The following is a 20,083-nucleotide window of genomic DNA, read 5'->3' as shown; positions in this document are numbered from 1 at the left end:
TGAAGAAGTTGTTGGCTGGCATCCAAAATGTGCTGTTATTATTCGGCCTGAGTATCGGCATGGCGCAGGTTATAAACGATTTGATCATAGGCGTCACGTAAGGATGATTTTTGCTCATCAGGAATATTGTGAGCAATTAAGCAGCGCTCAAATACTTCTTCCTCATTTAAATCTTGTAGCGTCTCAGAGATCTGCTGTTGGTTAAGTACTTTATTATAGGTGCGCGTGTTTTTAATTTTTAACACCTCACACGGCAAGCCATCTACCATCGCCTGAATATGCTCACGCAACTCGCTGACCACCTCATCACCCGTATAAATAATTTCAAGCCAAACAGATTCTGTTGCCTCAAGAGATTGAATGGTTTCATCGATAGTCTGTTGAATAAGCTCTAAATCACCTGAGATTTGCGCCAATTTTTGGAATTTTGGAATAGGTAGGGAAATAACCTGCATCTGCTGTGATTCGTCATGATGTAATAGGTTAGAGGTAGAGTTATTTGTGGAATCATTACTCTGTATAGCGTCTATCTGATTGGAAACGGATCCTTCAAAGGCTTTTTGCGTATTCTCTTCGCTTTCTGCTGTGTTATCAAAACCAAATAAATCGTCCATAAAATCCGTCGCCTGACTGGCTACTTTTTTAGCGGCTTTTTCTACCGATTGTTCAATCTTAGTCACTGTATTAGTAAGCTGAATAATAGTGCTCTCAGATGTACTATTTGACACTGGTTTTTGATTGCTAAAATCATTTTCTACTGCGCCAAACTGTACCAGTAATACTTGTTTTTGTTGCTTAGCCTCACCAAAGCCCATTGCAATAGGCGAGCCTGAATAGCGAATACTCTCACGACCACCGACGCGCTGCGGAACATGCAAATGCCCAAGTGCCACATAGTCAAAGCTTTCATCGAACATATCAGCAGAGATCTTGCCAAGTGAGCCGACATAAAGCTCACGCACACCATCGTCTTCAGTAGTCGTGCCACCTGCTGCGAATAGATGCCCTGTAGCGATGATAGGAATGTGACGCTGGTGCATTTCGGCTAATTCAGCTTGCTTCGTTTTAGCAATACTGGCGACTTCATCATAATGGGCACGAATGCCTTTGATGACATTGGCATCTTTACTATCCGCGGACTCGCCAGCGCTGCTGCTACGGACATCACGGTCACGCAGATAAGGGACTGCGGCGATGATGCAATGCGGTGTACCGTCTGCATCGTCTAACACCAAGACCTCATCTTTTAAGTCTTCACAAGCGGTGCCAATGACATGCACGTTCAAGAATTTTAAGACATTGCTTGGTGCGTCCAAAAAAGTAGGGGAGTCATGGTTGCCCGCGACGATAACGATATGCTGGCAACATGATTTTGAAATTTTGCCCAAAAATTCATAATATAGCGCCTGCGCTCTGTTACTCGGCGTCATGGTATCAAAGATATCACCGGCGACGATAAGGACATCGACTTTTTGCGCGCTAATGGTATCTTGTAGCCAACTTAAAAACGCTTCAAATTCTTCATAACGCATGCGCCCATAAAGCCTACGCCCCAAATGCCAGTCGGAGGTATGAAGAATCGCAAGCGGTTTAATAGTAAATGCAGGCATAAGTGAACTTAATAATGGTTAGAAGACTGCGATTATTCTAGCAAGAATTGCTGTGGTTTGCTGTGCTTATAAACTTGTGATTGATTCACTATGAAAACGATATCGTGCTATGGCTATGGTTTTATAATCATAGGTTTATCATTATGATTTTTATCGCGCTCAGTAACAAATGAATCATACTGAAGAATATCAATCGTGAGTACTATCCATGAGTAATATCTAAGCCATCATTCATAAGGGTGTGTTATGCCATTTATCAGATTATGCCTATTGGCTTTGCTTGTCAGTAGCGCTTTAGCCGCTTGCAATGGTTATGGGTCAGCAAATATGGATAATAAAACAAACGTTATCCAAGCCTCTGAAGCTATCGTAGGTGAGGTAACGGCGGTAATAACGCAAGATAGAGAGCAGCAGAAAGTCACTCTTGTGGCTAAAGACGGAAAGACTTATTCAGCATTGATTAGTAAATATAACTTTGGTCAGAAAAATGCTCATCAAATGCAAGAACTGGCTATCGGTGATGTCATAGAGGTGATGGCAGAGCTATCGACATTATCATCAGGGGCAGATAATAAAAGCCAGATTACGGTCCGTGCGATGCCTTATGTTTTACGTAAAATCATCGTCGCTGATCATCAAGAAGATTGCATGGGCGTTGGGCCGCAATCATGCTTGCTAACAAAAATTGCTGGACAGACGAATAGCCAAACAGGTTGGGAATATCGATATAGTGGTATAGAGGGCTTTGATTATGAGCCGCATTACGAGTACACCTTGCTTATCAAGAATACAACAGTCGCCAATCCACCTGCGGATGCATCATCTATCCACAGTAAGCTTATAAAGATAATTGAGAAGAAAAGAACTATAGAGTGAGGATTAAAAAACTTTGTTAAAAAAGTATAGCAGTCTATTATTAGTAGTTCCTCAAAGATAGTCTGTTTTAAGTGGTCTGTTAATAGGTTTGAAGGGTGAAATAGCTGGTTCCGCTAGGGTATACGCTATATAAATAGGAGAATAAATTGTTAAAGTTCAAAAGTATTAGCAATGATAATAAAATAGTTTCCATCGAATTTGATGACTATATTCCCTTTGATATAAATATCGGCGAGCCAAACTTTCAAAAATCATATTTTAGATACGGTGATGGAAAAAGGTCATTGCTCGAAATTGGAGTTAATGCGGAAGAGGGTGTAATGAGCAGTTGTACCTTGACAGTGATTAAAATAGAAAATATTAAGAGACTTAATAGTTCTTTTAAAATTCCTGACTATTCACTGACTAAAGGTGTTGTAATTTTTGATATTACAAAATCAAATAAGTGCTTAGATAGCTCTTTTATAGATACTCTTGATTCAGATCTTTATCTCGATTTAGGAAATAACTATATATCTGTAAGGTTTTCAATTAGTTATTGCAAAGTGGAGTCGTATATTATAAATGATAGATTAGTAGTAGGTTTTAATGATAGTAAAGAGTTATGTATCATAGCTATGACTCAATTATCTTTATCTGAAATAGAGAAAATTAAAACCAGCACTGGATTAATATGACATTTAGGGCAAAGCTATGATTTACACCAATCTACTGATGAAAGAGTTTTTAGATATTAATGAAAGTGAAATACGAGAAGGCAAATTAGATAAGGAGTTAGACCTTATCTTAAAAGAAGGGTTTTTACCGATAGGTGACTGCGTTTTTCTAGAAAAAATATTCCCTTCAAGCTATGCTCGCTGTTCAATTGAAAAACATAAGATTGAAAGATTATTTACTGATTTTTCGGGTTATGAAGTTTCTACTAATAGGTTTCATATAGAAGATTTTACAGACCAAGACCCGTTCATCCAGTCCCTCATATTTTCTAACAAATTCAAGAAAAAATGGCTTATAGACTTTCCTTTAGAGAGCGTTAATATAACAATAGGTTTTCAAGATGATGAGGTTAGGAGGTTTGCAACTTTTACTTTTCACAAGAGTAGGAACGGTGAAGTAGTGCATGATATCAATAGCCTTGAATTATATGCTCAGCCTATATACGTTGAAGTTATATCTGGCAGATCGATGCCTGTATAGCGCACCGATCACGAATAGAATATGTATGGTAGGTACACCATGAAGTACACTGTGACTATTTCAGCGAGTTAAAACGTTGATACCATTAGCCCACAGCCGAAGATTCAAGTCTTCACTAGGGTACCAAACCAGTGAACGCGGCTGATGGGTTCCTCATAGGCATACCTTCAACAAACTATTATTATGTCGATGTCGTAGAGGTCTTTGATGCTCTCGACAATCTCGATAGTAGCTTGACCGTAATCGCACTTAGCCAATGACTAATTGCTCCACATCACCAGCGGTTGCCAAATTAGCGACCATTGATAGCGCATGTGCTTGCTGGCTAGTAGGGGCTTTTGCCGCTGCTGCCTTGCCACCGCGCAACCAATTGTCATCGGTATCAGCAGCATTCTGGTTGTTTTGCTCATTGTCTACATGATACCAAGCCAGATCATGATGCAGTCCAACCACATCTCCCATAATCAGCAGAGCAGGCGTGGGCAACTGGCTTTTTTCTTGCAACTCAACGATATTGGCAAGCGTGCCAGTCAATACTTGCTGATTGGGCATGCTGGCATTAGAGACAATGGCAATCGGGGTGTCACTACTACGTCCAGCATCAATTAAACCTGTCGTCAAGCGCGGCAGTGAATGCAGTCCCATATAAAACACCACTGTCTCATCAGTATTTAAAAAGCTTTTAAAGTTGCTGTTTGGCGCGCCAGCCTTCAAAAACCCTGTCACAAAACGTACTGACTGCGAATGATCTCGGTGCGTGAGTGGAATGCCAGCATAGCTAGCAGCGGCATTGGCGGCGGTAATACCAGGTACGACTTGATAAGGAACACTATGCGCACGTAAGCTTTCAATCTCTTCGCCGCCACGTCCAAAGATAAAGGGATCGCCACCTTTTAGCCGTACCACACGGCGACCTTCTTTTGCGCTATTGACTAATAGCTCATTGATACCAAGCTGAGCAACGGCATGGTTGCTACGCTTTTTACCGACAAATACTTTATCGGCATCGCGGCGGCATAAATCCAGTACTTGCGGTGATACTAGCGCATCATAGTAGACAATATCGGCTTGCTGCATGAGGCGAAGCGCTTTAAAGGTAAGCAGTTCTGGATCACCGGGGCCTGCACCAACGATATAAACTTCGCCCATTGTATTTTTTACGGTTTGGGATTCTGTAGATGTATTATCTACTGTATTTTTTTCATTGATAGCAGCCGCTGTTTTATCTAAATCGGCTTGCAATTGGGCAGCCGCTTCGTCTTCATTGCCAGCAAACATCAACTGACTGACTTGACCTTCAAAGGCGCGTTCCCAAAACTGGCGACGTCCGGTAAGGGTTGGAATTTTTGTTTTTACCTCACTACGAAACTCACCAGCCAGCTTGGCCAGTTTGCCATAGCCTTGCGGAATTAAAGTTTCAAGACGAGCGCGCAATAGACGTGCCAGCACGGGCGCTTTACCGTTAGATGAAATGCCAATCACAATGGGATTACGGTCAACGATAGCAGGGAAAATAAAGTCGCATAAATGCGGGGTATCAACCACATTTACCGGAATATTCAGCTCGCTAGCATCAGCGTGAATCTGATGATTGAGGGTTTCATCATCCGTCGCAGCGATAATAACGCGCGCGCCCGTCATATAAGATTTATTGTAGTTTTCATAAATCAGTTCGTGCTTGGCTTTGTACTTAGTGTGGCTGAGCAAGGCTTGTATTTCAGTACTAATACTTGGCGCAAGAATCGTGATAGTAGCACCTGCGCGGCTGAGCAAGTCAGCTTTACGTAACGCGACATCACCGCCACCAACGATCAGCACTTTGCGGTCTTCTAATTTAAAAAATAGCGGAAAGGTGTTCATAGCATCACCAATGATTCAATCAATATAAAATATGCCATCATTATGAGGTATCACAGGCGGACGCTCACCTAGTGAATTGGCATTAACATATTCGTTTTTGTCATGTTACTGATGATTTTTGCTAGGATGTGGAATAGGTAGGGAATTAAAATGCAGAATAACGGAGTAAAAAACCACAAGCTAACTTTTAAGCTTGTGGCTGGTAGCTGATAGATAATAGTTACATGATAACGGGCATTAGATATTGGCGATAACGACATTTAACGGGTTGCAGATTCTATTCAAACTCACTCAGCATCTTAGTAATGCGGGCATCTTTTTGTTGCCAAATATCCTCTAACCAATCAAACATCATCTTTTTAGTGGTCTCGTCACGGTCATAACCGCCATCCATGATGGCCGCAAATAATTCGTCCGGTATGGTTAAGCGAGTCACATCGACGCCCAAGCGTCGAATATTACCTTTCCATAAATCATCATAATCAGGCGCGCCGTCTGGGTAGACGATAGTGATATCTAAAATAGAATCCAATTCATCGCCTAACGCATTAAGCGCTAACGACAAACCGCCAGCGCGTGGTTTTAACAAATGCTGATAAGGTGATCCTTGTTTGTCATGTTTTTCTTGAGTAAAGCGCGTTCCTTCCAAATAGTTTAATAGCGCAAAGGGTTTGTCTTTTAATTGACGACAGGCACGCTTAGCCTCAAGGAGATTTTGTTTTTTAAGTTCTGGATTCTTTGCCATCGCTTTGGCAGAAAAACGCTTCATCATCGGAAAGTCTAAGAAGTAAAATGCTTGACCGATAACGGGGATGTAAATCAGATTAAACTTAGTAAAAAATCGCGTTAAAGGCAGCGTATCTTGGCTGATATATTGCACGATACTGGTGTCGACCCACGATTGATGGTTGCTTACCAAAAGATACTGCTTGTCTTCGCTCAAATCGTCGGGCAGATTAATGCGCCAGTCTTTATGGGGTAGCGCGTGGTCAATCACGGCGTTATTACTGTTAATCCAATATTTGGTAATTGCAATCAGCGCATCATCCGCAGCTTTTGCGCCAGTCAATACTTTTGCCGCGCCTAAGCTCCAAATAGGCAGACCAACCATCGCACTATTGGCCATGAGGACGCCTGTACCGGTCAAAAAGGAGGCTGCTTTACCTACAGCTGGCAGCTTATCGTGCAGTTTTTCATAGAATGAATCAATTTTTTTTATAAAGGGCATAACAAATATCCATATTGATGAGCGCGAGTGCCTATAAGGATTGGGCAACTTCGTCCATGATTTGGCTTTAAAAAGTCAGCTTAATGACGTGCAGCCCACTAAGGCAAGCCATAGAATACCTCAATGTTAAACAATAAGACGTTAAAGAAACGTTAATGTTTTAATCAAAACGCTTGTAGAACGCCACTTTCGTATTGATTTTCATGTCAATCACCATAGTTAACACAAAAAAAGCGATGATTTTAATGTCATCGCTTTTTTTATTTAATATTATTGGCTTTGTACTGAATTGCTGATTAATTACTGGCTAAGTACTTACAGCTGCGTGTGCAAACCACATTCACGGCTTTCTTCAACTTTGGTTGGATCAAAGTAATCAAACTCGTTAGGCAAATCATGCTCTTCAAGATAGACGTCTAAATCCGCGTCTGTTTTTTCAAATAAAGGCGCTACTTTTAACACGCCATCTTTTGATAAACTAAGCACATTAAGACCTTGGCGGAATTCGGTTTGATCTTTACGAATGGCGTTGAACCAGACATCAGGTTTTAGCTCATCTAGCGCACGGCGGAATGGCTCAAGTTTTACTTGGTCAGTGAATTCATCATGCTGTGGGTTATCAATGCCTGGGATACCATTCATAGTCGCATCACGATAGGCTGCCGTTTGCTTAGGAATATAAGTGATAACGTTTAAGTTCAAATCACGGATAACTTTATTAGCAAATTGATAGGTCGCATCGGTGTTATAACCTGAGTCTACCCACAATACCGTGATATCAGGGCGCTGCTTGGCGATTAAGTGCAAAATCGCAGACTCGTAAGGGCGGAAGTTGGTGGTGATGATCGGGTTTTTCGCTTGTGTCAGTGCCCACGCGACGATTTCTTCTGGTGATTTGCCTTGCAGGTCTTGGTTGGCTTGGTCGATATCTAGATTTGGGTGTAACTGGCTCATGGTAAATTCCTCAATTGTTGTGAATATAAAAACGATTAATAATAAGTTTTATGGTTGATGCTACATCAAGCACCTGCAAACATTGGTAGTGCGGCGGCATTGCGGCCATCGTAGCTACTGGAAAGGGCGGTAAACGCTTGTGAGATATTAAAGTCCGATTGTAAGTCGTGTTCATTGAGCACAAAGCTGTCGACGCCCACGCGTAATAGATAAGCAATTTGATCACGGCCAAACGCGCCAGCGACACGAATCTCACCTTGATAGCCAATTTGGCGCAAGGTTTGTGCAAAGCTAAAATTGCGTCCATCAGCGAATTTGGGCACATGAATGACGATAAGATCCTGCTTTAATAGCAGCTCACTGAGCGCTGCCAAGGCATTGGTATCTGTATCAGCGGTCACCCATAATCCAACACGGCTGCTATGTTGAATGATTAACTGATAGACCTCTTTGAGCAAACCGCTTGCCAGCGCCCCTGAGCCGTCCAACAAATCAGCAAGTGGGACTAGAACGTCAGGCTTATCTTGCTTATGCAGCAGCTCAAGTAGCGTGATATCTACCGAGGCGATACCATCTGGTAACGTCTCAGTGGTTAACGCATGCCAGCTATCGTTATGGCTAATATCGACGCCCTGACTATCCAAAATATGGTGATTAGCCATAGACCTTCTCCTTAAAGGGATCAATACCGACGCGCTCAACCAATTCGCCAAAGCTTTCTACATCGTTATCGGTGGTGGCACGCAAATCGACATAGACATCAACGATCTTTTGAATGGTGTCAGCAACTGCTTCGGTAGGGACGGAGCGGCCTAGTATTTTGCCAAGTTTGGCATCGTTACTCGAGTTGCCGCCAAGACTGATTTGATACCAGTTTTCACCTTTTTTATCGACACCGAGGATTCCGATATCACCCGTATGATGGTGCGCACAAGCATTGATACAACCCGACATGTTTAAGCGGATATCGCCAAGATCATATAGGTAGTCCAAATCGCTAAACTGCTTTTCAATTTGCTCAGCGATATTATGGGTGGTGGCGTTGGCAAGCGAGCAATAATCCCAACCTGGGCAGACGATCATATCGGTTAAGGTGTTGATATTAGGTCGTGCCAGATGTAGCTCAGAAAGCTGTTGCCATAACTCGTATAACTGATTGGTTTGCACGTCAGCGAAGACTAAATTCTGCTGATACGTACCGCGCAGCTCGCCAAAGCTATACTTGTCAGAAAGGTCAGCAAGCGCATCCATCTGCGATTCGGTAACATCACCGGATGGTACATACTTACCATCAACTAAGCCTGCTTTTAAGGAGATGACAACCGCGCGGTAACCAGCGACTTTATGCGCCACAGTATTTTGGTTATACCAATTAGCAAAATCCTTATCAGCACTCAATTGCTGCTGCAAATCAGACTGTGCTTGTAGCGCATCAAAGGTCACATAATCAGGTTCACTAAAGAAGCTGCTGGCATGCTCAAAGTTGGTATCCGTCAGCGTCAGTGGCCCGTCCTTGGTATGCGCTTCCCATTCGGCATCGACCAATTTGGCAAACGCAGGGCCACCCAAGGTGTCAACCAAAATCTTGATGCGTGATCGGTATTTACTGCCTTTATCACGGCGGCCATGTAGGTTATAAACCCGCAATATGGCATCTAGATAGCTAAGCAGATGCTGACGTGGCAAAAATTTATTAATTACTTTGCCGAGCACAGGAATACGACCAAGACCACCACCGACCAAGACTTCAAAGCCAAGCTCGCCATCTTCATTTTTCTTTAAATGCAAACCAACATCATGCACTTGTGTCGCTGCACGGTCATTATCGGTGCCGATAACGGCAATCTTAAATTTACGCGGCAAAAAAGCAAACTCAGGATGAAAGGTCGACCACTGGCGAATGATTTCGCAATAAGGACGCGGATCGGCAATCTCATTTTGATGAATACCAGCATAAGGGTCGGTGGTGGTATTACGGATACAGTTACCAGAGGTTTGAATAGAATGCATCTGCACCGATGCCAGCTCTGCCAAAATATCTGGAACTTCTTCTAGTTTCGGCCAGTTCAGCTGCATATTGGTACGGGTAGTGAAGTGCCCGTAGCCCTTGTCATATTTACGGGTAATCTCCGCCAACTTACGCAATTGGTAGCTGGCAAGCAGACCGTAAGGAATAGCGATACGCAACATCGGCGCATAACGCTGGATATAGAGGCCGTTTTGCAAACGCAGCGGCAAAAATTGCTCTTCTGGCAGCTCGCCTGCCAAAAACCGTTCGGTTTGGTCGCGAAACTGGGCGACTCGTTCTTCTACCAAGGTTTGGTCAGCGTAATTATATTGATACATGACGTAATCTCAATTTTGTTTGAAACATAAAAGCGGCGACGAAAATGATTGGCGTGTGTAATCGATCTTATTGCCAGTCGCAAGGTAAACAATTCAGAGTCACATCATATAAGCTTGCGTCTGCAAACATAAATTCCTTTAAGACATATCCATATCCAAACACAGCATAAATTTTCATAACGAAAGTTAGGTAGCCTATGCTTATCAAATTTATCACGACTTATTTCATCACTACCTATAAAGGTTTCAAAAAATGACATCTACCACTGCTAATCAACAGCCATCAAAACTTGTTCCGCCACATGGCAGCAGCGAGCTTAAACCGTTACTATTAAAGGGTGACGCCCGCAACCAAGCATTGAAACTTGCCAGCAGCTTGCCGACGATTACTCTGAGCTCGCGTGAGCGTGGTGATTTGATTATGCTCGGTATTGGTGGCTTTACGCCGCTAAATGGCTTTATGAACCAAGCGGATTGGCAAGGGGTGGTTGATGATATGCGCCTGCAAAGTGGTGACAATGCTGGCTTGTTTTGGCCGATTCCCATCACGTTATCAGCGCCTAAAGCGACTGCCGATAACTTAAACCAAGGTGATAAAGTCGCGTTAGTGGCGCAAGATGGCGAGATTATGGGCATTTTAACGGTAGAAGAGACTTATACCATCGATAAAGCCCATGAGTGTCAGCAAGTCTTTACAACCACAGATTCTGAACATCCAGGCGTACAACAAGTACTCAACCAAGGTGAGGTTAACATCGCAGGTAGTGTCGAAGTATTGAGCGAGGGCGAGTTCCCAACTTTATACCCAGAGATTTATAAAACTCCTGCGGAGACCCGCGCTATTTTGGATGCTAAGGGCTGGAAAACGGTTGCCGCCTTCCAAACCCGTAATCCAATGCACCGCTCACATGAATATCTAGCCAAGATTGCTATCGAGATTTGTGATGGGGTGTTGATTCATTCATTGCTCGGGGCATTAAAACCGGGTGATATCCCAGCTGAAGTGCGCCAAGAAGCGATTAAAACCTTGATTGATAATTACTTTAGACAAGACACCGTCATTCAAGCCGGTTATCCGCTCGATATGCGTTATGCCGGACCACGCGAGGCGCTACTACACGCGGTATTCCGTCAAAACTACGGCTGTAGTCATCTGATTGTTGGTCGTGACCATGCCGGCGTTGGTGATTATTATGGTGCCTTTGATGCGCAGACTATCTTTGAATATGTCGGTAAAGACGACCTCATTACCCAACCGTTAAAAATTGGTTGGACGTTTTGGTGTAATGCTTGTAATGCGATGGCTTCAGATAAAACCTGCCCGCATGAAGCGTCTGAGCATGTCAAAGTATCAGGTACTAAGCTACGTAAAGCGCTATCAGAAGATCTCGATGTGCCAGAGAACTTTAGCCGTCCAGAAGTGCTAGAGATTTTACGCAATTACTATGCGGGTATCGCAAAAGAGGAGCGTGCTGAGGTGAAGTTAGTCGGTGCATCTGCGGTTTAAGTAATATTTTATCGTCATCAATAAAAGTATTAAAAAAGGTGTCAGATTAAACGTCTGACACCTTTTTTATTATCTAAAGCTAACCATTAAAGCGGTTAATGCAGTTCTAAATCTCCCTCAAGCTTCTGATACTCGCCAACGATCGAGCCACCACCCGAACAAAAATAATTCAGGGCGTATTTATCTTGGCTATCAATAGACAAGATGTCGTCCTTAAATTGAAAAAAAGCCGGACTGTCATTGACCTTACTTTGGAAAATAACACCGTGCGCATCGTCTTGACCCATTAATATCGCCTTACCATCAAAATGACAGGTTGGTTTTTTCACATCGCTACGCGCCCGTACCTGAATATTAATTTGGTCGCCGTTGTCTGCGCCATCTGCTCGTATCATCACCCCAACCCAATCAGAACCTTGTGCGCGCTTGTGATAGCCTTCAGAAGCATAATCTCCAACGACTGCTTGTACAGCTGGCGTGATAGTAGCGTTTGGTTGCTTAATGGTTTGGTTATTTACGCTGGGCGACACGTTATTACAGCCGCTTAAGGTAAGTAAAGCTGCAGAGGTGGTTAAAATGACGGCAAAAAAGCGTGAGTGGCGGGCATAACGAGGTGGAGACATAATCATTTAAGTACCTTTGATAAGGGAGTTGATAAAAGGGGTGGTGGTTGCAATGACTGCCTATCCAAGCAAACTGCTTGATTGGCATAGATGTAAGGCTGTAGAGGATAATATCGCTTACATAAAGTCTCGTCTAGATAGTAAGCAATACCATAACTTACTCAAAAGTGTCTGCTTATCACTATATCGCAAAAATACTCAGGAAAAATAAACATTTTAGAATAACTAACAAAATTACTTATGCCAAGTTAATAACTCGATAAGCGCATTTGTCACTAAGCGATTGCCTCGCAGGCTGTTAGCATAACGCTCATCATCCATAGAATCGAATCAAAAGGATTATAAACCTTTATAAGGTGGCCAATACTTTAAGAAATGCTTCTATCAACATTATCGAGAGCCGCTATGCAAGCAACGAACCGACGCATTAAAAAAGTATCTAATAAGCTTGAATTGATTAATGCTCAAGCATTTATTGACAATAAAAGCAGGCAATCAAAAGTTGCCGCTGGCCGTTTTAATTTCAGCTTTAAGTTGGGCGGCGTTCTTGCCGTTGCCATGCTAATGACCGGCTGTAATCCTACCGAAGCTACCCAAAGCGGCGCGAGCGATAGCACAAATAGTGGGGCAAGTGATAAGCAAAATATCAGCCTACTTAACGTCTCTTACGATGTCTCACGTGATTTTTATAAAGACTATAACCCGCTATTTACCAGTATCTATCAGGGGCAATATCCTGATAGTAACGTTGATATCCAGCAATCGCACGGCGGCGCAAGTAAACAAGCGCTGTCGGTCGCCAATGGTTTACAAGCAGACGTGGTGACTTTAAACCAAGAAAGCGATATGAATATGTTGGTTGAAAAAGGGTTGGTAAAAGCAGATTGGCGCGAAGCGTTTCCTGATAATGCCGTTCCTTATAGCACCACCATGATATTACTGGTACGCAGCGGCAACCCAAAAAATATTAAAGACTGGGCAGATTTGGCGCGTGCGGATATTGACGTGGTAATGCCCAATCCGAAAACCAGCGGTACGGCGCGCTATGCCTTTTTGGGCGCTTATGGTTCAGGATTGCACCAATTTAAAGAATCGGTCACTCAGCCACAAAAAACCGATGCTTTTATGAAAAAAGTGCTCGCCAATGTCGTGACTTATGACAATGGTGCGCGCGCTGCGACCACCAGCTTTACCCAGCGCGGGCTAGGGGATGTGCTTATTACCACTGAAAACGAGGCACATTTGGTCGCCACTCAGCATGCCAAAGGTAAAGTGGATATTGTTTATCCTAGCTACTCCATCACCATTCATAATCCAGTGGCAATCGTCAGCTCGGTGACTGAGAAAAAAGGCTCAACTACTGCGGCAACTGCTTATCTAAAAACACTGTGGGATAAACCGGCGCAAGAGCTGATGGCAAAGATGTATTTGCGTCCGAGCAACAAAGAGGTGCTCGCAGCCCATACAGGTACTTTAAAGGATATTCAAACCTTTGAGCCGGTTGCCGTGTTTGGAGATTGGGACAGTATCATGGAGACGTTCTTTGTCGATGGTGGGCGTTTTGATCAGCTAGCGCGGGTGAAATAATAGGTAACGCCTAAGCCATTTATTAGCTGCTTTAACCCTTTTAACGCTTTATAAAGCCGTTTATAAGTGGTTAAAGCGCTAAATGACCATAAATAATAATGAATAAACGTCTTGGCACCAAAGTGTTAATTTATAAAATATTTAAGGTTATCTATTGCTTATCGTATTTAAGTTATTGATAACCTTGTCTTTATAAATTCTATATTCCGTTTTGGCAATAACATACGCATATTCATCATTAAACATAATAAGCTGGCGCTGTTAGCATACTTGCATTCACTAACCAATCCCTTTTGAGGCAGCCATGACATCATATACCACAGGTTATAAATATAAAAACAAAACGCTTAGCGTACTAAGTATCGCCGGTGTGGCGCTTACGTTGGGTATCGCAGGCTGTAGCAATAGCGAAAAGACTGAGCCCGCCACCAACGCTGAAGGCACGCCAGCCACTATCGAAGGGCAAGATATTGAGCTATTAAACGTCTCTTACGATGTGGCACGTGACTTTTATAAAGACTACAACCCATTATTCGTTGAGCACTATAAAGCTGAGAACCCAAACAGTAATATCTTAATCAAACAGTCACATGGTGGCTCTAGTAAGCAAGCTTTATCGGTTGCTAATGGTTTGCAAGCCGATGTGGCGACCATGAACCAAGGCTCAGATATCGAGTTACTTGAGAAAAAAGGCTTGGTTGAGTCAGATTGGGAAAGTAAATTCCCAGACAACGCCGTACCTTTTACCAGTACCATCGTCTTCTTAGTACGTAAAGACAATCCAAAAGGTATTAACGATTGGCAAGACTTGACCAAAGAAGGCGTTGAGATTGTTATGGCCAACCCAAAAGTCACGGGTAATGGTCGCTATGCGTTCTTAGGCGCTTATGGTTATGGTTTACATGCCTTTAATAAAGATGAAACGCAAGCCAAAAACTACGTCAAAGACATGCTGAAAAATGTCAAAGTCTACGAGAATGGTGGACGTGCAGCGACGACGACTTTCGTTCAGCGCGGTATCGGTGATGTCTTAGTGACCTTTGAAAACGAAGCCAATTTAGCAGCGACCGATTTTGGTTTGGGTAAAGTGGATATCGTTTATCCTAAATACTCTATCAAGTCTGAAAGCCCAGTCGCTGTCGTGAAGACTGTTACCGATAAAAAAGGTACGACTGATGCGGCAAAAGCTTATCTTGATTACTTATGGAGCGAGCCTGCTCAGCAATTGGCAGCCAATTTATATCTGCGCCCAAGTGTGAAGAGTGTGCTTGATAAGAACAGCGATAAATTGCCACCTATCGATACTTTCCGTCCAAATGATGCCTTTGGCACATGGGATGAAATCATGAGCACTTACTTTAGCGATGGCGGCGTGTTCGATCAGTTAGCCATTAATGCACCAAAGTAAGCCGCTAGTACGCTGACTGCGTAAACCATTTATAAAGTTTTTATGAGCTTGATATTAAATAGCGTTTAAGCAGTCAGCTTTAGAGTAACGTCCGAGCACATAAAGGACATGGCTACCCACGCTGTGTCCTTTATCGCTTAAGCAGACCAATAATAAATACATCTGATATCACGTGGTGCTTACGAGCAACAAATAAGCGCCATCAGTTAGGCAATAGGACATCACTATGAGTGCAACAACTTCTCCTGCCAGCAAACCTGTCAATAAAAAAGGTTGGCTGACACGCTTGCGCCAGCGCAATGTGCTACCAGGGTTTGGGCTAAGCATGGGCATCACTGTCTTTAGCTTATCATTACTGGTGGTGCTACCGTTTGCCATGATGGCCTATACCACAACGCAGATGGGCTGGACGGGTTTTTGGGAGACTATTACTCAGCCGCAAGTGACCGCTGCTATCAAACTCAGCTTATGGATGTCGTTTTTGGCGATGCTCACCAATATGGTGTTTGGTACGCTGGTTGCTTGGGTGCTGGTGCGCTATGAGTTTTGGGGTAAATCACTGATTAATGCCTTGGTTGATTTACCATTTGCACTACCGACAGCCGTTACGGGTATCTCGCTTGCCACCCTTTATGCGCCTAATGGTCTAATCGGGCAGTGGTTTGCTAAGTTTGATATTCAAGTGGCTTTTACGCCATTAGGTATTTGGCTCGCTTTAGTGGTGGTCAGCTTTCCCTTTATCGTCCGTGCTGTACAGCCTGTATTGGCAGAATTGTCCGTTGAATTTGAAGAGGCAGCGGCAGTATTGGGCGCCAATCGTTTTACGACCTTTCGTAAGGTGATTTTACCAGAGCTGTTGCCAGCACTGTTAATGGGTGCTGGCATGATGTTTGCCCGTGCCACAGGCGAGTATGGCTCGGTGATTTTTATCGCCGGTAATATTCCGATGCAGTCTGAGATTTTGCCATTAATCATTATCAGTAAGCTTGAGCAGTTTGATATTCAAGGCGCATCAGCCGTTGCACTCTTTATGCTACTGATCTCATTTGTGATTTTATTGACCATTAATATCGTACAGTGGAAGCTGTCGCGCCGCGTAGGAGCTCGCTAATGCAAATCTCTAATAGCTACGACTACCAAAGCAACCCAGCGACTAAAGATACGCCATGGATACGCCGTACCTTTATCACCATCGCGGTGTTATTTATGGTTATCATGTTGGTCGTGCCACTGTTCGCGGTCTTTTATGAAGCCTTTAAAAATGGTTGGCAGTTGTATATTGCCTCACTGGTCGACCCTGAAGCCTTACAAGCGATTAAATTAACCTTGATTACCGCGGCGATTGTGTTGCCGATTAACATGGTGATGGGTATTGCAATTGCGTGGCTCGTGACCCGTTATCAATTTAAAGGTAAGCAGCTGGTGACGACATTGCTTGATTTACCGTTTTCGGTGTCGCCGGTGGTTGCAGGTTTGATGTTTGTGCTGTTGTTCGGGCTGAATTCTACGATTGGTGGCTGGCTTGAAAGCATGGGCTTTCAGGTGATTTATGCCGTACCAGGGATTATTTTAGCGACGTTATTTGTCACCTTTCCGTTTGTCGCCCGTGAGCTGATACCGCTGATGCAGACGCAAGGTGATAGTGAAGAGCAAGCAGCATTGACGCTAGGTGCGACAGGTTGGCAGACCTTTTGGCATGTGACGCTACCGAATATCAAATGGGCGCTGCTGTATGGTTTGATTTTGACCAATGCACGGGCAATGGGCGAGTTTGGCGCAGTCAGCGTGGTCTCCGGTCATATTCGCGGTGAAACCAATACCATGCCGCTATTGGTTGAGATTGCTTATAACGATTATAACTTTACCGCCGCCTTTGCCTTATCGAGCTTACTTGCTGCTTTGGCGTTGGTAACGCTGCTAATACAACAAGTGATGACCAAGCTGCAAGAGCGCAAATTTGCCAAGTCTGAGCGCTTAGCAACTGTACCTGAATTACCGGTTAGTGCCAATGCTGGTAATGCTAGCAATGCATCAAACCCTAAAGATGCAACCTTGGCAGAAAGTAGCGGTCGTCTATAAGCGCTATGCTATAAAGCAGTCGTTAACAAGCCATCTGTCACATGAAGACGTTAAGCCAAAAATATAATAAGAGAACCCATTATGAGTATCGAGATTCGCAACGTTAATAAAAAATTCGGTAACTTTACCGCCTTAGATGATATCAATATCACTGTACCGACGGGTAAGTTGACCACTTTACTTGGTCCTTCAGGTTGCGGTAAAACCACCTTGCTGCGTATCATTGCTGGTCTTGAGTATGCAGATTCAGGGCAGATATTATTTGATGAGTTAGATGTCACCAATACACCGGTACAAAAGCGCCATATCGGCTTTATGTTTCAGCACTATGCGTTATTTCGCCACAAAAATATCGCCGATAATGTCGGTTTTGGCTTAACCTTGCTGCCAAAAAACGAGCGCCCAAGTAAGGCTGATATCAATAAACGCGTTGCAGAATTGCTAGATTTAGTACAGTTGCCGCAAGTTGCCAATGCTTATCCGCATCAGTTATCAGGCGGTCAGCGTCAACGTATTGCGCTGGCACGAGCGCTTGCTGTTAAGCCAAAATTACTGCTGTTAGATGAGCCGTTTGGGGCACTCGATGCCAAGGTACGTAAAGAGCTGCGCACTTGGCTAAAGAATATCCACCACGAGCTGGGTATTACTAGCATCATGGTGACGCATGACCAAGAAGAGGCGCGGGCGGTATCTGATGAGATTGTGGTGATGAACCATGGTCGCGTTGAGCAAGTAGGCACATCAGAGGAGCTGATTCACCAGCCAGCCAACGCCTTTGTGAGTGATTTCTTAGACTTAGTATAATCTAGATCTAAAGGCGTATTTATCTTAGAGGCGTATTTTAAGACAAAGTTTGAAAACAAAAAAAGACCTATCATTTATAGGTCTTTTTTTTGCACTGAAGTATTGATTATAGTGGCTTCACTCTAAAACAGATACAGTGTGACGGGGATGAATTTTTCGTAGCCTCTGTGATAGCAGCAAGCAAGGAAAATTTAAATCAGTCGCACCCAACTATTAACATCGATTTTATTTTGAACTAACTATATCAATACCTCTTGCTCTTAGTATCAAGCTAAGCAGGCTTCGGCATATTGATGTCTTTGGTCGATATCTGCTTATAGGTGATTTCCAAAATCTCTTGGCACCATTCTGGTAGATTATCAGACACTTCATACCACATCCATGTCCCATCACGAACACAGCTCAAAATACCCAGCTTTTTCAAATGATTCAAGTGACGCGAGATAGTCGGCTGTGGTTGGTCAAGTATTTCTACCAATTCACCCACACAGCGCGATTCTTTGTTAAATAAGATTTGGAAGATTTTTAAGCGCGTTGGGTCAGACAATACTTTAAATAACTCAAGCGGTTGTATCGTAGAATTATTATTAGACATAGAACAATTCCAATATGGATTTAGTTAATAGGGGGTCAATATAACAGCAGTCATCTGTAAAATCGATTAAAAAATGAGCAAATTTACAGTTCGTCGCCATTTTACTACCTTTGGTACGTTATAGTTACACTCAAGGTTATATGCAGTTACATGGATTAAGTAAGGGTAAGATAACCCTGTAGTAATAACGATCTGACTGAACAATACCTTAAATACTATTGTAAATGGTAATAATTATCGTTATTATAACGAATAACAAGATTGACATTTATGTAGGAGCCAGCACATGTACGTATGTATCTGTAACGACGTCAAAGAAAAACAAATTAAAGCCGCGATTGCCTCAGGCATTGATACGTTAGGCGGTTTAAAAGATACCCTTGATGTAGCGACTTGCTGTGGCTGCTGCGAACCTATGGTCAATGACTACCTTGATGAACATCACGCCAAACTTGATGCGTTGGCTTATGCCGTTTAAGCACTCCTTGCAGACTTTGCTATTATTGATGATCTGCTATCAATAAAAAGCGTAGCAGGGCAGTACTCAATGATATCTACTATCTGCACTTATTTATCTTAAACTCTCTAACATTCCTTGTTAATTTTATTAAATAAGTGCATGAAAAACCTCGTTAAAATTCTCAAACACTAAGGCTCGTTATGCGAGTTAATTATGATTCTCAATTAGAATCTTATTCTTAGTTCATATCGTTACAAGCGCCGTTATTCCCGTATGCTACTATATCTGACTTACTTTGTAAGACATTTCGTTGGTTTTAATCTTTACTGATTAGTTTACTAATAGTACTTTCTATATATGTATTATTATGAATGTAGACGCAAATAAATAAAAATACAGGAGTATAGGTGATGATAGGCAGCCCAAAGGTCATTGATTATTTAAATTTTTTATTAGGTGGTGAGCTTGCAGCTCGTGACCAATATTTCATTCACTCTGAGATGTACGCAGAATGGCATTACGGCAAACTGTATGACCGTATCAGCCATGAGATGCACGATGAAACACTGCATGCCCGAGCGATTATCCGCCGTATTTTGATGTTGAGCGGTACGCCTAAGATGAGCGTCAACGAGATTAATATTGGGTCGACGGTTCCTGAGATGTTGCAGCTCGATCTCAATTTAGAGTATCAGGTACAGCAGCACCTTAAAGACGGCATTGCGCTTTGTGAAGCAGAGCATGACTATGTCACCCGTGAGATGCTCGTTGAGCAGCTCAAAGACACCGAAGAAGATCATGCTCATTGGTTAGAGCAGCAGTTACGCCTGATTGATATGATTGGTCTATCCAACTATTTGCAAAGCCAGATGGCAGAAGTGTCTCCTGATATTGTTTAGTATTTCATTTACTAAGCGCCTTTAACACTTGTTAAAACTATCGGTAATAA

19 protein-coding genes are annotated in these 20,083 nt (G+C 43.0%); 11 read left to right on the top strand and 8 right to left on the bottom strand.

Annotated elements, in window-relative coordinates; genetic code table 11:
* Positions 1 to 38: 38 nt before the first annotated feature.
* Complete coding sequence (locus tag B3Q63_RS10090) at positions 39 to 1,610, bottom strand: exonuclease SbcCD subunit D C-terminal domain-containing protein (protein ID WP_296176232.1); 1,572 nt, start codon at positions 1,608 to 1,610, stop codon at positions 39 to 41.
* Positions 1,611 to 1,937: 327 nt separating this feature from the next.
* Here B3Q63_RS10090 and B3Q63_RS10085 point away from each other — a divergent pair, with 327 nt between their 5' ends.
* The 3 genes from B3Q63_RS10085 (at position 1,938) to B3Q63_RS10075 (ending at position 3,683) form a co-directional block, all read left to right on the top strand.
* Entirely contained in the window at positions 1,938 to 2,486 is a 549-nt protein-coding gene (locus tag B3Q63_RS10085; RefSeq protein WP_296176230.1) for a DUF4377 domain-containing protein, read from the top strand.
* A gap of 146 nt (positions 2,487 to 2,632) precedes the next feature.
* On the top strand, positions 2,633 to 3,163 hold the full coding sequence (locus tag B3Q63_RS10080; protein ID WP_296176229.1) for a hypothetical protein: 531 nt from the start codon (positions 2,633 to 2,635) through the stop codon (positions 3,161 to 3,163).
* 16 nt (positions 3,164 to 3,179) lie between these two features.
* Positions 3,180 to 3,683, top strand: a complete 504-nt coding sequence (locus tag B3Q63_RS10075) for a hypothetical protein (protein WP_296176228.1) — start codon at positions 3,180 to 3,182, stop codon at positions 3,681 to 3,683.
* 249 nt (positions 3,684 to 3,932) lie between these two features.
* Here the strand turns inward: B3Q63_RS10075 and cysG are convergent, their stop codons facing one another.
* The 5 genes from cysG to B3Q63_RS10050 all read right to left on the bottom strand — a co-directional run bounded on the left by cysG (position 3,933) and on the right by B3Q63_RS10050 (position 10,071).
* Entirely contained in the window at positions 3,933 to 5,543 is a 1,611-nt protein-coding gene (cysG, locus tag B3Q63_RS10070; protein WP_296176226.1) for a siroheme synthase CysG, read from the bottom strand.
* A 277-nt stretch (positions 5,544 to 5,820) separates the two neighbouring features.
* Entirely contained in the window at positions 5,821 to 6,771 is a 951-nt protein-coding gene (locus B3Q63_RS10065; RefSeq protein WP_296176224.1) for an acetyltransferase, read from the bottom strand.
* 315 nt (positions 6,772 to 7,086) lie between these two features.
* Positions 7,087 to 7,725: a phosphoadenosine phosphosulfate reductase family protein gene (locus B3Q63_RS10060; RefSeq protein WP_296176222.1), complete on the bottom strand. Its 639-nt coding sequence runs from the start codon at positions 7,723 to 7,725 to the stop codon at positions 7,087 to 7,089.
* 65 nt (positions 7,726 to 7,790) lie between these two features.
* Complete coding sequence (locus tag B3Q63_RS10055; RefSeq protein ID WP_296176220.1) at positions 7,791 to 8,387, bottom strand: DUF934 domain-containing protein; 597 nt, start codon at positions 8,385 to 8,387, stop codon at positions 7,791 to 7,793.
* Entirely contained in the window at positions 8,380 to 10,071 is a 1,692-nt protein-coding gene (locus B3Q63_RS10050) for a nitrite/sulfite reductase (protein ID WP_296176218.1), read from the bottom strand. The genes B3Q63_RS10055 and B3Q63_RS10050 overlap by 8 nt, the downstream gene beginning before the upstream one ends.
* A gap of 253 nt (positions 10,072 to 10,324) precedes the next feature.
* Here B3Q63_RS10050 and sat point away from each other — a divergent pair, with 253 nt between their 5' ends.
* Complete coding sequence (gene sat / locus B3Q63_RS10045; RefSeq protein WP_296176216.1) at positions 10,325 to 11,578, top strand: sulfate adenylyltransferase; 1,254 nt, start codon at positions 10,325 to 10,327, stop codon at positions 11,576 to 11,578.
* A 95-nt stretch (positions 11,579 to 11,673) separates the two neighbouring features.
* Here the strand turns inward: sat and B3Q63_RS10040 are convergent, their stop codons facing one another.
* A complete protein-coding gene (locus B3Q63_RS10040) occupies positions 11,674 to 12,207 on the bottom strand; it encodes a hypothetical protein (RefSeq protein WP_296176215.1) in 534 nt (177 codons plus the stop codon).
* Between the two features lie 399 nt (positions 12,208 to 12,606).
* Between B3Q63_RS10040 and B3Q63_RS10035 the strand changes: the two genes are divergently transcribed.
* From B3Q63_RS10035 to B3Q63_RS10015, 5 genes are all read left to right on the top strand, one after another.
* Positions 12,607 to 13,788 carry a sulfate ABC transporter substrate-binding protein gene (locus tag B3Q63_RS10035; RefSeq protein ID WP_296176213.1) on the top strand — a complete coding sequence of 394 codons (1,182 nt, stop codon included), beginning with the start codon at positions 12,607 to 12,609 and terminating at the stop codon, positions 13,786 to 13,788.
* Between the two features lie 304 nt (positions 13,789 to 14,092).
* Positions 14,093 to 15,196 carry a sulfate ABC transporter substrate-binding protein gene (locus B3Q63_RS10030; protein ID WP_296176211.1) on the top strand — a complete coding sequence of 368 codons (1,104 nt, stop codon included), beginning with the start codon at positions 14,093 to 14,095 and terminating at the stop codon, positions 15,194 to 15,196.
* A gap of 226 nt (positions 15,197 to 15,422) precedes the next feature.
* Positions 15,423 to 16,307, top strand: a complete 885-nt coding sequence (gene cysT, locus B3Q63_RS10025) for a sulfate ABC transporter permease subunit CysT (RefSeq protein ID WP_296176209.1) — start codon at positions 15,423 to 15,425, stop codon at positions 16,305 to 16,307.
* Positions 16,307 to 17,275, top strand: coding sequence for a sulfate ABC transporter permease subunit CysW (gene cysW, locus B3Q63_RS10020; RefSeq protein ID WP_227670880.1), 969 nt, complete (start codon positions 16,307 to 16,309; stop codon positions 17,273 to 17,275). Before cysT ends, cysW begins: the two co-directional genes overlap by 1 nt.
* Before the next feature lie 81 nt (positions 17,276 to 17,356).
* On the top strand, positions 17,357 to 18,079 hold the full coding sequence (locus B3Q63_RS10015) for a sulfate/molybdate ABC transporter ATP-binding protein (protein WP_183618246.1): 723 nt from the start codon (positions 17,357 to 17,359) through the stop codon (positions 18,077 to 18,079).
* 271 nt (positions 18,080 to 18,350) lie between these two features.
* Here the strand turns inward: B3Q63_RS10015 and B3Q63_RS10010 are convergent, their stop codons facing one another.
* On the bottom strand, positions 18,351 to 18,674 hold the full coding sequence (locus tag B3Q63_RS10010; RefSeq protein ID WP_201565897.1) for an ArsR/SmtB family transcription factor: 324 nt from the start codon (positions 18,672 to 18,674) through the stop codon (positions 18,351 to 18,353).
* 286 nt (positions 18,675 to 18,960) lie between these two features.
* Here B3Q63_RS10010 and B3Q63_RS10005 point away from each other — a divergent pair, with 286 nt between their 5' ends.
* Entirely contained in the window at positions 18,961 to 19,152 is a 192-nt protein-coding gene (locus tag B3Q63_RS10005; protein ID WP_201565895.1) for a (2Fe-2S)-binding protein, read from the top strand.
* A gap of 392 nt (positions 19,153 to 19,544) precedes the next feature.
* A complete protein-coding gene (bfr, locus tag B3Q63_RS10000) occupies positions 19,545 to 20,033 on the top strand; it encodes a bacterioferritin (RefSeq protein WP_201565893.1) in 489 nt (162 codons plus the stop codon).
* The last annotated feature ends 50 nt before the right edge of the window (positions 20,034 to 20,083 follow it).

The sequence above is a fragment of the Psychrobacter sp. UBA2769 genome (genome assembly GCF_002352555.1).
GTDB classification, from domain to species: Bacteria; Pseudomonadota; Gammaproteobacteria; order Pseudomonadales; family Moraxellaceae; genus Psychrobacter; species Psychrobacter maritimus.
Note: the sequence above shows the minus strand (reverse complement) of the source record. Positions and strands in the feature narration are given on the sequence as shown.

Excerpts from the sequence above, each read along its gene's own strand:
- B3Q63_RS10090 (WP_296176232.1), bottom strand. The coding sequence starts at position 1,610 with ATGCCTGCATTTACTATTAAACCGCTTGCGATTCTTCATACCTCCGAC.
- B3Q63_RS10085 (WP_296176230.1), top strand. The coding sequence starts at position 1,938 with ATGGATAATAAAACAAACGTTATCCAAGCCTCTGAAGCTATCGTAGGT.
- B3Q63_RS10075 (WP_296176228.1), top strand. The coding sequence starts at position 3,180 with ATGATTTACACCAATCTACTGATGAAAGAGTTTTTAGATATTAATGAA.
- cysG (WP_296176226.1), bottom strand. The coding sequence starts at position 5,543 with ATGAACACCTTTCCGCTATTTTTTAAATTAGAAGACCGCAAAGTGCTG.
- B3Q63_RS10065 (WP_296176224.1), bottom strand. The coding sequence starts at position 6,771 with ATGCCCTTTATAAAAAAAATTGATTCATTCTATGAAAAACTGCACGAT.
- B3Q63_RS10060 (WP_296176222.1), bottom strand. The coding sequence starts at position 7,725 with ATGAGCCAGTTACACCCAAATCTAGATATCGACCAAGCCAACCAAGAC.
- B3Q63_RS10055 (WP_296176220.1), bottom strand. The coding sequence starts at position 8,387 with ATGGCTAATCACCATATTTTGGATAGTCAGGGCGTCGATATTAGCCAT.
- B3Q63_RS10050 (WP_296176218.1), bottom strand. The coding sequence starts at position 10,071 with ATGTATCAATATAATTACGCTGACCAAACCTTGGTAGAAGAACGAGTC.
- sat (WP_296176216.1), top strand. The coding sequence starts at position 10,325 with ATGACATCTACCACTGCTAATCAACAGCCATCAAAACTTGTTCCGCCA.
- B3Q63_RS10040 (WP_296176215.1), bottom strand. The coding sequence starts at position 12,207 with ATGATTATGTCTCCACCTCGTTATGCCCGCCACTCACGCTTTTTTGCC.
- B3Q63_RS10035 (WP_296176213.1), top strand. The coding sequence starts at position 12,607 with ATGCAAGCAACGAACCGACGCATTAAAAAAGTATCTAATAAGCTTGAA.
- B3Q63_RS10030 (WP_296176211.1), top strand. The coding sequence starts at position 14,093 with ATGACATCATATACCACAGGTTATAAATATAAAAACAAAACGCTTAGC.
- cysT (WP_296176209.1), top strand. The coding sequence starts at position 15,423 with ATGAGTGCAACAACTTCTCCTGCCAGCAAACCTGTCAATAAAAAAGGT.
- cysW (WP_227670880.1), top strand. The coding sequence starts at position 16,307 with ATGCAAATCTCTAATAGCTACGACTACCAAAGCAACCCAGCGACTAAA.
- B3Q63_RS10015 (WP_183618246.1), top strand. The coding sequence starts at position 17,357 with ATGAGTATCGAGATTCGCAACGTTAATAAAAAATTCGGTAACTTTACC.
- B3Q63_RS10010 (WP_201565897.1), bottom strand. The coding sequence starts at position 18,674 with ATGTCTAATAATAATTCTACGATACAACCGCTTGAGTTATTTAAAGTA.
- B3Q63_RS10005 (WP_201565895.1), top strand. The coding sequence starts at position 18,961 with ATGTACGTATGTATCTGTAACGACGTCAAAGAAAAACAAATTAAAGCC.
- bfr (WP_201565893.1), top strand. The coding sequence starts at position 19,545 with ATGATAGGCAGCCCAAAGGTCATTGATTATTTAAATTTTTTATTAGGT.